Genomic DNA, 13,788 nt, shown 5'->3' with positions numbered 1-13,788 from the left:
GGATTTCGGCTGCCAAAGTCAGCCTCCGGACGCACGAAACATTAAATTTCGGACATCTTCCAAGCCGCCACAATTTGCCACAAACCATTGAAAACGTGTAGTTTCATCAACTTGCCGAATTACCAATCATTAATTTGAAGTTGTGCCCCCAGCGGCCTAACCTCAATGCGAAGCCGGGAAGCGCCGGCGGCCCTGCGGTCGCGACGCGACGCCTTCCGGACGGCTTCGGAAAGTGCCCCCTCCGGGGCTCAGAGGATAAGCATCATGCGTGTTCTTCTTTCCAAACTCGCCATCGTCGCCTTCCTTGCCGCTCCGGCAGTTGCGCTTGCGGCGCCGCAGACGACGACCGGGACGGTGAAATCGTTCAGCCCCAAGCAGATGACGCTGACACTGGACAACGGCACCGTCTACATGCTGCCCAAGGGCTACAAGAATCCCGGCCTGAAGGCCGGCGAAAAGGTCTCGATCACCTGGAACATGGCCGGGAAGAAACATGAAGCCACGGCAGTGAAGATCCTGCAATAACGCCACAGGCTGAGCGACCCGCCCGGACATTCACAGGCCGCTCAGGACGGGTCGGGCAATGCGCTGACGCACAGACGCTCGGCCCTTCGAGGGCGGATTCCGCTACGAGTCCGCCCTTCCCTTCGTCGCCGGCTCGTCCGAGCCGTAGACGCCTGAACACAGTCGGCGGTAGCCGATCAGGCCGCGTCGCGCTGTCCGCTGCAGAAGACAATCCCCCGCTCGCTTGATTTCGCCTGCCCCTTGAGGGCGGCGATGCGGGCGCTGATCTGCTGCGGGTCGAGCACCAGTTCCCCCTCCGCCACGCACACCACGACGGCCGAACAGCGCATCAGCGGAAAGTCGCGCCGGTTGCCGTCGCGGTCGTGCCCCTGGATCCTGCCGGCCTGCAGGTCCTCGACCGCGTAGAGGTCGCGCGCCTCGCGGGCGAAATCGGCAAGCAGGCTCTCCAGCAGCGCCGTAACGGTCGTCTCGTCACCGCCCGAAACCCCGGCGAAGAAGTCGTCGCCGCCGAGGTGGCCGATGAACATGTCGCCGCCGACGAAGTGGCGCCGGAGCAGCGAGGCAAACAGCAGGATGGCGCGGTCGCCCATCTGGAAGCCGTAATGGTCGTTGAACGGCTTGAAATTGTCGAAGTCGAAGTAGCAGAAATGCCGCGCCTGGTCGCCGTCGAGCGCCCGGTCCTGCAGATAGTCGTGGATCGAGCGGTTTCCCGGCAGCCCGGTGAGCGGGTTCTGGTCCTCGGCGGCTTTGAGCTGTTTTTCGCTGATGATCTTGAGGAGGGACGAAGCGCTCAGGATGCCGGCATAGCGCATGTTCTCGGTGAGGATCACGCACTCGCTGCCGCCCATGTCGGCGAAGATGGCCAGAAGCCGCTCGGCGGGGGTGTCGAGATCGGCCACCGGCGCCATCGTGGCGAAATGCGACAGGCTCTTCTGGTAGAGCTTGTTCTTCAGGAGGTCGCGGCCGAACGGATGATAGCTCAGTTCCTTGACGTGATACTCGTGGAGGATGCCGCGCGGCTCGTCATTGGCGTTCAGTACCGGAAAGAAGGTGCGCGTCGGGTCCTTGCGAAACTGTTCGAACACCGATTCGAGGCTGGCGTTCTCCCGCACGGCCGGCAGATGCTCGATCTGGCGGCGGATCAGGATGCTGTCGAACGAACCGGAACCGCGGCGCGCAGCGCGGGCACGCGCGACGGGCGCGTATACCGCCTGCAGCGCCGACAGGTCGGTCTGCGGCCGGGCAATGTACCAGCCCTGCATCAGGTCGCAGCCGGCATCGCGGCAGGCGACGAACTCGGCCTCGGTCTCGACGCCTTCGGCCACCACGCGGATGCCCAGCACGTGCGCGGCGTCGACCATGTTCCGCACCAGGTGGCGCTTGCGCGCATCCGCGTCGATGCCGGCAACGAAATACCGGTCGATCTTCAGGTAGTCGACGGCATGGTCGCACAGCACCTTCATGCCGCTGTGACCGACGCCGAAATCGTCGATGGCGAGCTTGAAGCCCTCCTGCCGCAGCCGGCCGAGCAGCGTGCCGAATTCCGGCATGCCGGCATGGTCGAAGCGCTCGGAGATTTCGAAGCAGATCGAGGAGGCCGGGATGCCGGCGCGCTTGAGGTGGCTCGACAGGCGGTCCACCACGTCGGATGCTTCGGCCACCAGCCGGGAATCCAGGTTGATGAACAGGGTGCGGCGCGCAAAATCGGGAAGCGTCGCAAACGCTGCCAGGGAGCGGCTGTTGACCATGTGCTCCAGTGCCAGAAGCTGCCCCGCCTGATGGGCCCGGTCCAGAAGCTCCACCGGCGATTCGAAACCGAGCCGGTCATGGCCCCGGATCAGGGACTCATAGCCGAAGACCGCTCCCGAGGCCGCCTCGACGATCGGTTGAAAGGCCGTTTCAACCACCAGCTTGGCAAACGTGAGGAGCTCATCGTCGCCAAAGCGGCGAACGGCAAGCAATTCGGCGGCGGCGGGCATCGGTGGGCTCCGGGTCATGAACTCGCCCGGACTCTTCTCCACCGAACCTGAACAATTCGTTTCGCCAGCATGACAGTTTTGTGAAACTTCAATGCCGGCAGGGGCTTACATCAGAACGCCGTCAAATCCGCAGCGTCAGCATCACGGCGCCGACCGCAATCAGGCACACGGCGATCCAGTGCATGGCCGACAGGCGCTCCCCGAGGAAGATTGCGGCAAACGCCGCGACCAGCACCACGCTCAGCTTGTCGACGGGCGCGACCTGCGAGGCCTCTCCGAGCTTGAGGGCGCGGAAATAGCAGAGCCATGAAGCCCCCGTCGCCAGTCCCGAGAGGATGAGGAAAAGCCAGCTTCGCGGCGGCACCGTGGCGGGCGCCTGCCAGGTCCCGGTCACCGACAGCATGACGGTGAGCGCGGCGAGGATGACCACCGTGCGGACGAAGGTGGCGAAGTCGGATCCGATGCCCTCCAGGCCCACCTTGGCGAAGACTGCGGTCAGCGCCGCGAACACGGCCGAGCCGATCGCCCAGAATTGCCAGGACAGCAGCAGCGCCCTCACGGCAGGCTCACCCAGGCGATACGCGCGAGATACAGTCCGACGACGAGGGCGCCGAGCGACAGAACGACGCTTGCAAGAACATAGGTCAAGGCGAGACCTAGGTTGCCCCGTTCCCACAGGAGCGTGGCGTCGAGCGCGAACGCGGAAAAAGTGGTGAAACCGCCGAGCACGCCGGTCGTCAGAAGCAGCCGCCACTCCTGCGGCAGGTGCCCGCGGAAGGCGAAGAAGCCGGCCAGCAGGCCCATCACCATGCAGCCGACCACGTTGACGGTCAGCGTGCCGAGCGGGAAGCCGTTGCTGAAGAGGCGTGCCGACAGCACGTTGACGCCATGCCGGCCAGCGCCGCCGATCCCTGCTCCGATGAAGACGATGAGATAGTTCATACCGTTCCCTTCCACGATGTGGTGGCAACGGAAGACGCCCGTGAGCGGCTGGCCATGCACCTGCCCCGCGCGACCTTCCGGTCCGCCGTTGGCAGGAGCTATCAGCCGATATGGCGGTTGTCGGGGAGCTCCATCCCCATCCCACGCCCGTTACCTATCGCGGATGTGGTTGTGCTGTCAAACGGGCGGCGCCGCCTCGTTTCAGGCGTTGCGAAGCGCGAAGCCGAAGCCGATCAGCGCCCAGCCCTGCATCGCCAGGTCGAAGGCGAGGAAGAGCCCCAGCAGCCACAGGCTGTTGACCGGCCAGCCGATCAGGAACACGAGGCCGGCAAGCGCGGTGACGATGCCGCCGGCGAGCAGCCAGCCCCAGCCGCTTTCGTGACGGGAATCAAACGCCACCCAGATGCGGAACAGGCCGGAGACCAGCAACGCACAGGCCATCAACAGCGTCAGGACCGCGGAGGTCAGGATCGGGTTGACGAAGGCGAGAACGCCGGCGGCGAGATAGAGCAGCGCGCTCAGCACCCAGTAGATCGTGTCCTTCCACGCCTTCACCTGGAAGGCATGGGCCAGATAGACGCAGCCGCCGATGATCATCAGCATGCCGACGTAATAGACCGTGGCCACGGTCGCCCACACGAGGTGGGCGGCGGCGAGCAGGCCGAAGGCAAACAGGGCAACGCCAAGTGCAACGAACCAGCCCCATTTGCCGCGAACTTCAGAGAGATGAGGTATTCCCGAACTAACAGTCATGACAACCCCCAGACAGTCGAACGAGAAGCGGTGATGGTACCACGAAATCGCCCGCTGTCATCGCCCGGTTCGGCCGACGGACACGGCGGAAGTTTTTCATTGATTGATCGATCAATTAAAAATAATCTCTCGCCTCGGGAGGACGGAGATGCCGAAAGTCGGAATGGAGCCGGTGCGCCGCAAGGCGCTTGTGGATGCGACGCTACGCGCGGTCGGCGACCACGGATCAGTGGCCGTGACCATGTCGGAGATCGCCCGGCATGCCGGCGTGTCGGCGGCGCTGGCGCACCACTATTTCGGCTCGAAGGAGCAACTGCTCATCGCCACATTCCGGAGTCTTCTCCAGCAGTTGCGCGACGATATGGTCATGGCGATGCAAGCGGTTCACACGCCGCGTGAGAAGCTGTCGGCGATCATCCGCGTCAGCTTCCACGCGGACCAGTTCAGGCCGGAGACGATCGCCGCCTGGCTCGCCTTCTACGCCGATGCGCAGCGTTCGGAAGAGACACGGCGGCTGCTGGTTCTCTATGCCCGGCGGCTGCGCTCCAACCTCGTGGCCAACCTGAAGCGGCTTTGCCCGGCCGATGACGCAGTTCGCATCGCCGAAGGCGCCGCCGCGATGATCGACGGCCTCTATATCCGACAAAGTCTGAGGTCCGCGCCGATCAGCATCGATTCCTCGATCGCGCTGACGGAGGATTATCTGACCGCACATTTGCGCCCCTTCATGGCGCCTGGAGCAAGAGCGTGACCGCCAGTAAACCGAATATCCTGATCATCATGGTCGACCAGCTGAACGGAAAGCTGTTTCCGGACGGCCCGGCGGACTGGCTGCATGCGCCGCACATGAAGGCGCTGGCGAAGCGGTCCGCCCGCTTTGCCAACAACTACACCTCCTCGCCGCTCTGCGCCCCGGCCCGTGCCTCGTTCATGGCCGGGCAGCTGCCGAGCCGCACGCGGGTCTACGACAACGCCGCCGAATACGTCTCCTCGATCCCGACCTTCGCCCATCACCTGCGCCGCGCCGGCTATTACACGGCGCTGTCGGGGAAAATGCACTTCGTCGGGCCTGACCAGTTGCACGGTTTCGAGGAGCGGCTGACGACCGACATCTACCCGGCCGACTTCGGCTGGACGCCGGACTATCGCAAGCCGGGCGAGCGCATCGACTGGTGGTACCACAACATGGGTTCGGTGACGGGTGCCGGCGTCGCCGAGATCACCAACCAGATGGAGTATGACGACGAGGTCGCCTTCCTCGCCAACCAGAAGCTCTATCAGCTGTCGCGCGAGAACGACGACAAGGAGCGCCGCCCCTGGTGCGTCACCGTCTCCTTCACGCATCCGCACGATCCCTACGTGGCGCGCAAGAAATTCTGGGACCTTTACGAGGACTGCGAACACCTGATGCCGGAAGTCGGCATGCTGGAGCAGCAGGATCCGCATTCCGCACGCATCCTGCACTCCTGCGACTATGCCAGCTTCAACATCACCGACGAGAACGTGCGCCGCTCGCGCCGCGCCTATTTCGCCAACATCTCCTATCTCGACGAGAAGGTCGGCGAACTGGTCGACACGCTCACCCGGACCCGAATGCTGGACGACACGCTGATCCTGTTCTGCTCCGACCACGGCGACATGCTCGGCGAGCGTGGCCTGTGGTTCAAGATGAACTTCTTCGAGGGCTCGGCGCGCGTGCCGCTGATGGTCGCCGGCCCCGGCGTGAGCGCCGGGCTGCACACGGTGCCGGTTTCCAACCTGGACGTGACGCCGACGCTCTGCGATCTCGCCGGCATTTCGATGGAAGACGTGATGCCGTGGACGGACGGCGAAAGCCTGGTCCCGGTCATCAACGGCGCCGAACGCACCACGCCGGTGCTGATGGAGTATGCCGCCGAAGCCTCCTACGCGCCGCTCGTCGGCATCCGGGAGGGCAAGTGGAAATACGTTCACTGCGAACTCGACCCCGAGCAACTCTACGACCTCGAGGCCGATCCGCTGGAACTCAACAACCTGGCGGCCTCTTCCGACCCGGTCGTCAAGGCGACGCTTGGAGCCTTCCGCGCCATGCGCGAGGCGCGCTGGGACATGGAAGCCTTCGATGCTGCCGTGCGCGAGAGCCAGGCGCGGCGCTGGGTGGTCTACGAGGCGCTCCGCAACGGCGCCTACTATCCGTGGGACCACCAGCCGCTGCAGAAGGCCTCCGAGCGCTACATGCGCAACCACATGAACCTCGATAACCTCGAGGAATCCAAACGCTACCCGCGAGGAGAATGAGATGAGAGCCCAACCGAAAGCCTCGCACTTCATCGACGGCGAATATGTCGAGGACACTGCCGGCACGCCGTTCGAGAGCGTCTATCCGGCCACGGGCGAGGTGATCGCGCGCCTGCACGCGGCAACGCCGGCGATCATCGAGAAGGCGATCGCCGCCGCCAAGCGTGCCCAGCCGGAATGGGCGGCGATGAGCCCCACCGCACGTGGCCGTATCCTGAAACGTGCCGCCGAGATCATGCGCGAGCGCAACCGCGAGCTCTCGGAGCTTGAGACGCTCGACACCGGCAAGCCGATCCAGGAGACGATCGTCGCCGATCCCACCTCGGGCGCCGACAGTTTCGAGTTCTTCGGCGGCATCGCCGCCGCCGGGCTGAATGGCGATTACATTCCGCTCGGCCAGGACTTCGCCTTCACCAAGCGCGTGCCGCTCGGCGTTTGCGTCGGCATTGGCGCCTGGAACTATCCCCAGCAGATCGCCTGCTGGAAGGGCGCGCCGGCGCTGGTCTCCGGCAATGCGATGGTGTTCAAGCCGTCGGAGAACACCCCGCTCGGCGCGCTGAAGATCGCCGAGATCCTGATCGAGGCCGGCCTGCCGAAGGGGCTCTACAATGTCATCCAGGGCGACCGGACGACCGGGCCGCTGCTCGTCAACCATCCGGATGTCGCCAAGGTTTCGCTGACCGGCTCGGTGCCGACCGGCAGGAAGGTGGCGGGCGCAGCCGCATCCGAACTGAAGCACGTGACGATGGAGCTCGGCGGCAAGTCGCCGCTGATCGTCTTCGACGATGCCGATCTGGAAAGCGCCATCGGCGGGGCGATGCTCGGCAACTTCTACTCGACCGGCCAGGTCTGCTCGAACGGAACCCGCGTGTTCGTGCAGAAGGGCATCAAGGAGAAATTCCTGTCGCGGCTGAAGGAGCGCACGGAAAGGATCGTCATCGGCGAGCCGCTGGACGAGGCGACGCAGCTCGGCCCGATGGTGTCCAAGGCCCAGCGCGACAAGGTGCTCGACTATATCGGCAAGGGCAAGGCGGAGGGCGCGACGCTTCTCACCGGCGGCGGCGTCCCGAACCACGTTCCCGGCGAAGGCTACTATATCCAGCCGACCGTGTTTGCGGACGTTACCGATAACATGACGATCGCCCGCGAGGAGATCTTCGGGCCGGTGATGTGCGTGCTCGACTTCGAGCATGAGGACGAGGTGATCGCCCGCGGCAACGCCACGGAATTCGGCCTCTCCGGCGGCGTTTTCACCCGCGACATTACCCGCGCCCACCGCATCGTCGATCGCCTCGAGGCCGGCACGCTGTGGATCAACACCTACAACCTCTGCCCCGTGGAAATTCCCTTTGGCGGCTCCAAGCAATCCGGCTTCGGCCGCGAGAACTCGCTTGCCGCACTGGAGCACTATTCGGAGCTGAAGACGGTGTACGTGTCGATGGGGCCGGTCGAGGCGCCGTATTGAGTAAGCCCCCTTCCCCTTGTGGGGAGGGGTTGGGGAGGGAATGCCGCGCGCAAAACCCCTCCCGCCGCTTCGGGCCACCCTCCCCACGAGGGGGGAGGGACAGACCCGGCGCTCTCCTCGCCTCAGAGGCATGGCGGCGTGTTTATGGGCACATTGCCTCTGGCCCGGCGTCTCCCCGAAAGCCCGGGCCGCAGGGGCATAGAGAATGGGGCAGCGGCGCGGCATACACCTTCTCCCGGGGGCGGAGAAGGCGGCGGCAGCCGATGAGGGGCAAGTCAGGTAGGAAGTGACGCACATGCAGAACGCAGATTACATCATCGTCGGTTCCGGCTCGGCAGGCTCGGCGCTGGCCTATCGGCTTTCGGAGGACGGCAGGAACACCGTGATGGTGCTGGAATATGGCGGCTCGGACATCGGGCCGTTCATCCAGATGCCGGCCGCACTCGCGTGGCCGATGAGCATGAAGCGCTACAACTGGGGCTATCTGTCGGAGCCGGAGCCGAACCTGAACAACCGGCGGATCACCGCCCCGCGCGGAAAGGTGATCGGCGGTTCGTCGTCGATCAACGGCCTCGTCTATGTGCGCGGCCATGCCGAGGACTTCAACCGCTGGGAGGAACTCGGCGCGCGCGGCTGGGCCTATGCGGACGTGCTGCCCTACTTCAAGCGGATGGAGCACAGCCATGGCGGCGAGGAGGGCTGGCGCGGCACGGACGGGCCGCTGCACGTCAAGCGCGGACCACTGAAGAACCCGCTGTTCCACGCTTTCATCGAGGCCGGCAAGCAGGCCGGCTTCGAGCTGACCGAGGACTATAACGGCTCCAAGCAGGAAGGTTTCGGCCTGATGGAGCAGACCGTCTGGCAGGGCCGGCGCTGGTCGGCGGCAAATGCCTACCTTAAGCCGGCACTGAGGCGGCCGAATGTCGAGCTGGTGCGCTGCTTTGCCCGCAGGATCGTGATCGAGAACGGCCGCGCCGTCGGCGTCGAGGTCGAGCGCAACGGCAAGATCGAGGTGATGCGCGCCAAGCGCGAGGTGATCGTCTCGGCCTCTACGTTCAATTCGCCGAAACTGCTGATGCTCTCCGGCATCGGCCCGGCGCAGCACCTCAAGGACATGGGCATCGAGGTGAAGGCCGACCGGCCGGGCGTCGGCGCCAATCTGCAGGACCACATGGAGTTCTATTTCCAGCAGGTCTCGACCAAGCCGGTGTCGCTCTATTCCTGGCTGCCGTGGTTCTGGCAGGCCGTGGCGGGCGCCCAGTGGCTGTTCTTCAAGCAGGGGCTCGGCATCTCAAACCAGTTCGAGGCCTGCGCCTTCCTGCGCTCGGCCCCCGGCGTTAAGCAGCCGGACATCCAGTATCATTTCCTGCCGGTGGCGATCTCCTATGACGGCAAGGCGGCGGCAAACACCCATGGCTTCCAGGCGCATGTCGGCTACAATCTCTCGAAGTCGCGCGGCAGCGTGACGCTGCGCTCGGCTGATGCGATGGCCGACCCCGTCATCCGCTTCAACTACATGAGCCATCCGGAGGACTGGGAAAAATTCCGCCATTGTGTGCGGCTGACCCGCGAGATCTTCGGCCAGAAGGCCTTTGATGCCTATCGCGGCCCGGAAATCCAGCCGGGCGAAAAGGTGCAGACGGACGAGGAGATCGACGCCTTCCTGCGCGAGCACTTGGAAAGCGCCTATCACCCCTGCGGCACCTGCAAGATGGGTTCGCCCAGCGATCCGATGGCGGTCGTCGATCCGGAGACCCGCGTCATTGGCGTCGACGGTCTGCGGGTGGCGGATTCGTCGATCTTCCCGCACATCACCTACGGCAACCTGAACGGTCCCTCGATCATGACCGGCGAGAAGGCCGCCGACCATATCCTCGGCCGGCAGCCGTTGCCCCGCTCCAACCAGGAGCCTTGGATCAATCCGCGCTGGGAGACGAGCGACCGCTGACGGGTGTCTTCGCCCTGGCCCCTTGCATCAAGCCGTCCCTGACCTGACGTCCGGCGAGATCAACGGGCTGAATGCGAGTCCGAAGCCGGTCCCGGACCTGCCGACCTGTCGGATCAGTAGAACAGCTTCCAACGCGTCGGGCGGAAGGCCAGCGTGGTGCCGTTGGAGACGGACGCATCTAGCGGCACCTCGATCTCGACGTGGCACGGGCTCTTCGCCGAGCCCAGTTCCACCTCGGCGATCCGGGTGCCGGCCAGGCGTCGGCTCGAGGTGACGGGACCGGACAGGCCTGGCCCCTCCTCCACCAGCGACACGTCCTGCGGGCGGAAGAACAGATGCGCCTCGCCGTCGCGCTGGGCGGCGAGCCCGGTCGACTGTCCGTGAAAATGCACGGTGCCATCGATGACGCTCACCGGCAGGTTGGCGCTCTCACCGATGAAAGAAAAGACGAAGGGCGAGTTGGGGCGGTCGTAGACGTCGTCCGAGGAGCCGACCTGCTCGATCTTGCCCTGGCTCATCACCACCACCCGGTCGGCGAGCTCCAGCGCCTCCTCCTGGTCGTGGGTGACGAAGACTGTGGTGTGGCCGGTGCGGTCGTGGAACTCGCGCAGCCAGCGGCGCAGCTCCTTGCGCACCTTGGCATCGAGCGCCCCGAACGGCTCGTCGAGCAAGAGCACCCTGGGCTCGATCGCCATGGCGCGGGCGAGCGCCACCCGCTGGCGCTGGCCGCCGGAGAGCTGGTTCGGAAAACGCTTCTCCAGCCCGGTCAGCTGCATCATGTCCAGAAGCTCGAGCGCCCGGCGGCGGATCTCGGCCTTGGGCGGGCGCTGGTGGCGGGGCCGCACGGTCAGGCCGAAGGCGACGTTCTGCGCCACATTCATATGCCGGAACAGCGCATAGTGCTGGAAGACGAAGCCGACATTGCGCTCCTGCACGGTCTTGTACGAGGCGTCCTCCTCGCCGAAGAAGATGCGCCCGAGCGTCGGCTGTTCGAGGCCGGCGATCAGGCGCAGCAGCGTCGTCTTGCCGGAGCCGGAGGGACCGAGCAGGGCGATGAGTTCGCCGGATTCGATCTTCAGCGAGACATCGTGCAGCGCCGGGTAGAGATCGAACTCCTTGCGGATCTTTTCAACGCGGATTTCCATGTGCGGATCTGCTCTTTTTAGTGTTTCTGCGTGGCCGAAAGCTCGGAGCCGTATTGGGTTTCAAGGATCGTCCGAAGCACGAGCGTCAGGAGCGCCAGCAACGCCAGCAATGAGGCGACGGCGAAGGCACCGACGATGTTGTAGTCGTTGTAGAGGATCTCGACATGCAGCGGCATCGTGTTGGTCAGGCCGCGGATATGGCCGGAGACGACCGAGACGGCGCCGAACTCGCCCATGGCGCGGGCGTTGCAGAGCAGCACGCCATAGAGCAGGCCCCACTTGATGTTCGGCAGCGTCACGTACCAGAAGGCCTGCCACCCGTTGGCGCCGAGCGAGATCGCCGCCTCCTCGTCGCCGGTGCCCTGCTCCTGCATCAACGGGATCAGTTCGCGGGCGACGAAGGGAAAGGTGACGAAGATCGTGGCGAGCACGATGCCGGGAACGGCAAACACCACCTGCAGGCCGTGGGATTTCAGGAACGGACCGAGCACCGAGTTCGCGCCGAACAGCAGCACGTAGACCAAGCCCGAAATGACCGGGGAGACCGAGAACGGCAGGTCGATCAGGGTGATCAGGAAGGCCTTGCCCTTGAAGTCGAACTTGGCGATCGCCCAGGAGGCTGCAAGACCGAAGATCAGGTTGGCGGGTACGGCGATCGCCGCCACCAGCAAGGTCAGCCTGATGGCGGAGACCGCGTCGGGCTCGCCCAGGGCGCTGAAGTAGGCGCTCCACCCCTCCCTGAATGCCTGCGTGAATACGACCAGCAGCGGCAGCAGGACAAACAAGGCAAGGAAGGCGAGGACGGCCAGGATCAACGCCCAGCGAACAGGCGCAGTCTCGCTGATCGGGTTCCGGAAATGTTCATTGCGCATGGCCGAACCTCCGCCTGCTCCACGCCTGGATGAAATTGATGAGGAACAGCATCAGGAACGAAATCACCAGCATGACGGTGGCAATCGCGGTCGCCGCGCCGTAGTCGAACTCCTCGAGCCGGATGACGATCAGGAGCGGCGCGATCTCGGAGACGAACGGAATATTGCCGGCGATGAAGATGACCGAGCCGTATTCACCGATGCCGCGCGCCAGCGCCAGCGCAAAGCCGGTGAGGATCGCCGGCGTCAGGCCCGGGAGGATCACCCGAAAGATCGTCTGAAGGCGGCTTGCGCCCAGCGAGGCGGCCGCCTCCTCGACCTCCCGGCTGATCTCCTGCATGACCGGCTGCACGGTCCGGACCACGAAGGGCAACCCGATCGCGATCAGCGCGACGATGATGCCGAGCGGCGTATAGGCAACCTTGATGCCGAGCGGTGCCAGATGGCTGCCAAGAAGGCCGTTTGGCGCATAGATCGCCGTCAGCGCGATGCCGGCGACGGCGGTGGGGATGGCAAAGGGCAGGTCGACGATGGCATCGACGATCCGGCGGCCGGGAAAATTGTAGCGCACCAGCACCCAGGCGGTGACGACCCCGAAGATGACGTTGACGACGGCAGCGATCAGCGCGGTCGAGAAGGAGACCTTCAGCGCGCCCAGCGTGCGCGGATCGAGGACAAGGCGGACGAAGTCGGACCAGCCGAGGGAGGCGGAACGCCATGCCAGTCCCGCAAGCGGGATAAGGATGATGAGCGTCAGGTAGGCCAAGGTAAACCCGAGCGTCAGTCCGAAGCCCGGAATGACGCTCGGGGTTTTCCAGTGCCACCGCGCAGCGCTGCGGGCGGATGCCATATGATGTCAGTTCCCCGGCTTGTAGACCTGGTCGAAGATGCCGCCGTCGCCGAAGAACTCCGGCTGCGCCTTCTTCCATCCACCAAAGGCCTCGATCGTCACGAGCTCAAGCTTCGGAAACTTCTCCAGGAGCTTCGCATCGACGCCGGACGGATCCGAGGGCCGATAGAAGTTCTTGGCCGCAAGATTCTGGCCCTCCTTGCTATAAAGATACTCGAGGTAGGCATTTGCAAGCTTTTCCGTGCCCTTGGCCTGCGCGTTGCCCTTGACGAGCGCAACGGGCGGCTCGGCGTAGATCGACAGCGACGGCGCGACGACGTCGAACTGGTCGGGCCCGAGTTCCTCCAGCGCCAGCCAGGCCTCGTTCTCCCAGGCGAGCAGCACGTCGCCGATGCCGCGCTCGACGAAGGTGGTGGTGGCGCCCCGGGCGCCGGTGTCGAGCACCGGCACGTGCTTGAAGAGCGTCGTGACGTATTCGGTCACCTTCGTCCTGTCGCCGCCGAATTCTTTCTCGGCCCAGGCCCAGGCGGCCAGGAAGTTCCAGCGGGCCCCGCCCGAGGTCTTCGGGTTGGGCGTGATCACCTGGACGTCGTCCTTGATCAGGTCGGCCCAGTCCTTGATGCCCTTCGGGTTGCCCTTGCGCACCAGGAAGACGATCGTCGAGGAATAGGGCGTCGACTTGTTCGGCAGCAGCTCGCGCCAGTTTGCCGGAATCTTCTTCGTCCGCTCGGCGATGGCGTCGATGTCGGCCTCCAGCGCCAGCGTCACGACGTCGGCCTCGAGCCCGTCGATCACCGCGCGCGCCTGCTTGCCGGAGCCGCCGTGAGACTGCTGGATTGCCACGTCCTCGCCCGTCTCGGCCTTCCAATGCGCCGCGAAGGCGGCGTTGTATTGCTTGTAGAACTCCCGGGTCGGATCATAGGAGACGTTCAGCAGGGTGTTCTGCGCCCACGCGGCGGACAGGCTGCCGACCGCGAGGCCAACACCAAGAAAGGCGACTGCTAATCCCTTGTTTATAATTGCCATTTCCAA

General features: G+C 64.8%; 13 protein-coding genes and 1 riboswitch. Of the genes, 5 read left to right on the top strand and 8 right to left on the bottom strand.

The window, feature by feature from the left end; translation table 11 throughout:
* Window positions 1-264 precede the first annotated feature (264 nt).
* Entirely contained in the window at window positions 265-525 is a 261-nt protein-coding gene (locus C7449_RS01150) for a DUF1344 domain-containing protein (RefSeq protein WP_108000948.1), read from the top strand.
* 176 nt (window positions 526-701) lie between these two features.
* On the opposite strand, the gene C7449_RS01145 is transcribed toward C7449_RS01150, so the two are convergent.
* The 4 genes from C7449_RS01145 to C7449_RS01130 all read right to left on the bottom strand — a co-directional run bounded on the left by C7449_RS01145 (window position 702) and on the right by C7449_RS01130 (window position 4,199).
* Window positions 702-2,522 (bottom strand): bifunctional diguanylate cyclase/phosphodiesterase, encoded by a 1,821-nt coding sequence (locus C7449_RS01145; protein ID WP_374828282.1) that lies wholly within the window; start codon window positions 2,520-2,522, stop codon window positions 702-704.
* A 103-nt stretch (window positions 2,523-2,625) separates the two neighbouring features.
* Window positions 2,626-3,054 (bottom strand): EamA family transporter, encoded by a 429-nt coding sequence (locus C7449_RS01140; protein WP_210204691.1) that lies wholly within the window; start codon window positions 3,052-3,054, stop codon window positions 2,626-2,628.
* A gap of 5 nt (window positions 3,055-3,059) precedes the next feature.
* Complete coding sequence (gene crcB, locus C7449_RS01135) at window positions 3,060-3,446, bottom strand: fluoride efflux transporter CrcB (protein WP_108000945.1); 387 nt, start codon at window positions 3,444-3,446, stop codon at window positions 3,060-3,062.
* Between the two features lie 85 nt (window positions 3,447-3,531).
* Window positions 3,532-3,593: riboswitch (Fluoride riboswitch) on the bottom strand.
* A 54-nt stretch (window positions 3,594-3,647) separates the two neighbouring features.
* Complete coding sequence (locus C7449_RS01130; protein ID WP_108000944.1) at window positions 3,648-4,199, bottom strand: HdeD family acid-resistance protein; 552 nt, start codon at window positions 4,197-4,199, stop codon at window positions 3,648-3,650.
* A gap of 148 nt (window positions 4,200-4,347) precedes the next feature.
* Here C7449_RS01130 and betI point away from each other — a divergent pair, with 148 nt between their 5' ends.
* From betI to betA, 4 genes are all read left to right on the top strand, one after another.
* On the top strand, window positions 4,348-4,950 hold the full coding sequence (gene betI / locus C7449_RS01125) for a transcriptional regulator BetI (RefSeq protein ID WP_108000943.1): 603 nt from the start codon (window positions 4,348-4,350) through the stop codon (window positions 4,948-4,950).
* A complete protein-coding gene (betC, locus tag C7449_RS01120) occupies window positions 4,947-6,476 on the top strand; it encodes a choline-sulfatase (RefSeq protein ID WP_108000942.1) in 1,530 nt (509 codons plus the stop codon). Before betI ends, betC begins: the two co-directional genes overlap by 4 nt.
* 1 nt (window position 6,477) lies before the next feature.
* On the top strand, window positions 6,478-7,941 hold the full coding sequence (gene betB / locus C7449_RS01115) for a betaine-aldehyde dehydrogenase (RefSeq protein ID WP_108000941.1): 1,464 nt from the start codon (window positions 6,478-6,480) through the stop codon (window positions 7,939-7,941).
* Window positions 7,942-8,236: 295 nt separating this feature from the next.
* Window positions 8,237-9,889 carry a choline dehydrogenase gene (betA, locus tag C7449_RS01110; protein ID WP_108000940.1) on the top strand — a complete coding sequence of 551 codons (1,653 nt, stop codon included), beginning with the start codon at window positions 8,237-8,239 and terminating at the stop codon, window positions 9,887-9,889.
* 113 nt (window positions 9,890-10,002) lie between these two features.
* Here betA and C7449_RS01105 read toward each other — a convergent pair whose 3' ends face one another.
* Genes C7449_RS01105 through C7449_RS01090 form a run of 4 tightly spaced genes read right to left on the bottom strand, consistent with a single transcriptional unit; the run spans window position 10,003 to window position 13,782 of the window.
* A complete protein-coding gene (locus tag C7449_RS01105) occupies window positions 10,003-11,034 on the bottom strand; it encodes a sulfate/molybdate ABC transporter ATP-binding protein (protein WP_108000939.1) in 1,032 nt (343 codons plus the stop codon).
* Between the two features lie 17 nt (window positions 11,035-11,051).
* Complete coding sequence (gene cysW, locus C7449_RS01100; RefSeq protein ID WP_108000938.1) at window positions 11,052-11,906, bottom strand: sulfate ABC transporter permease subunit CysW; 855 nt, start codon at window positions 11,904-11,906, stop codon at window positions 11,052-11,054.
* Window positions 11,896-12,756 (bottom strand): sulfate ABC transporter permease subunit CysT, encoded by an 861-nt coding sequence (gene cysT, locus C7449_RS01095; RefSeq protein WP_108000937.1) that lies wholly within the window; start codon window positions 12,754-12,756, stop codon window positions 11,896-11,898. The genes cysW and cysT overlap by 11 nt, the downstream gene beginning before the upstream one ends.
* Window positions 12,757-12,762: 6 nt before the next feature.
* Entirely contained in the window at window positions 12,763-13,782 is a 1,020-nt protein-coding gene (locus C7449_RS01090) for a sulfate ABC transporter substrate-binding protein (protein ID WP_108000936.1), read from the bottom strand.
* Window positions 13,783-13,788 lie beyond the last annotated feature (6 nt).

Origin of the sequence: Mycoplana dimorpha (genome assembly GCF_003046475.1) — a bacterium.
GTDB lineage: Bacteria > Pseudomonadota > Alphaproteobacteria > Rhizobiales > Rhizobiaceae > Mycoplana > Mycoplana dimorpha.
This window is presented reverse-complemented; position numbering and strand designations above follow the sequence as displayed.

Bases quoted from the DNA above. Each gene is read 5' to 3' on its own strand.
- C7449_RS01150 (WP_108000948.1), top strand. From the start codon at position 265: ATGCGTGTTCTTCTTTCCAAACTCGCCATCGTCGCCTTCCTTGCCGCT.
- cysT (WP_108000937.1), bottom strand. From the start codon at position 12,756: ATGGCATCCGCCCGCAGCGCTGCGCGGTGGCACTGGAAAACCCCGAGC.
- C7449_RS01130 (WP_108000944.1), bottom strand. From the start codon at position 4,199: ATGACTGTTAGTTCGGGAATACCTCATCTCTCTGAAGTTCGCGGCAAA.
- C7449_RS01090 (WP_108000936.1), bottom strand. From the start codon at position 13,782: ATGGCAATTATAAACAAGGGATTAGCAGTCGCCTTTCTTGGTGTTGGC.
- crcB (WP_108000945.1), bottom strand. From the start codon at position 3,446: ATGAACTATCTCATCGTCTTCATCGGAGCAGGGATCGGCGGCGCTGGC.
- C7449_RS01145 (WP_374828282.1), bottom strand. From the start codon at position 2,522: ATGACCCGGAGCCCACCGATGCCCGCCGCCGCCGAATTGCTTGCCGTT.
- betB (WP_108000941.1), top strand. From the start codon at position 6,478: ATGAGAGCCCAACCGAAAGCCTCGCACTTCATCGACGGCGAATATGTC.
- betA (WP_108000940.1), top strand. From the start codon at position 8,237: ATGCAGAACGCAGATTACATCATCGTCGGTTCCGGCTCGGCAGGCTCG.
- cysW (WP_108000938.1), bottom strand. From the start codon at position 11,906: ATGCGCAATGAACATTTCCGGAACCCGATCAGCGAGACTGCGCCTGTT.
- C7449_RS01105 (WP_108000939.1), bottom strand. From the start codon at position 11,034: ATGGAAATCCGCGTTGAAAAGATCCGCAAGGAGTTCGATCTCTACCCG.
- betI (WP_108000943.1), top strand. From the start codon at position 4,348: ATGCCGAAAGTCGGAATGGAGCCGGTGCGCCGCAAGGCGCTTGTGGAT.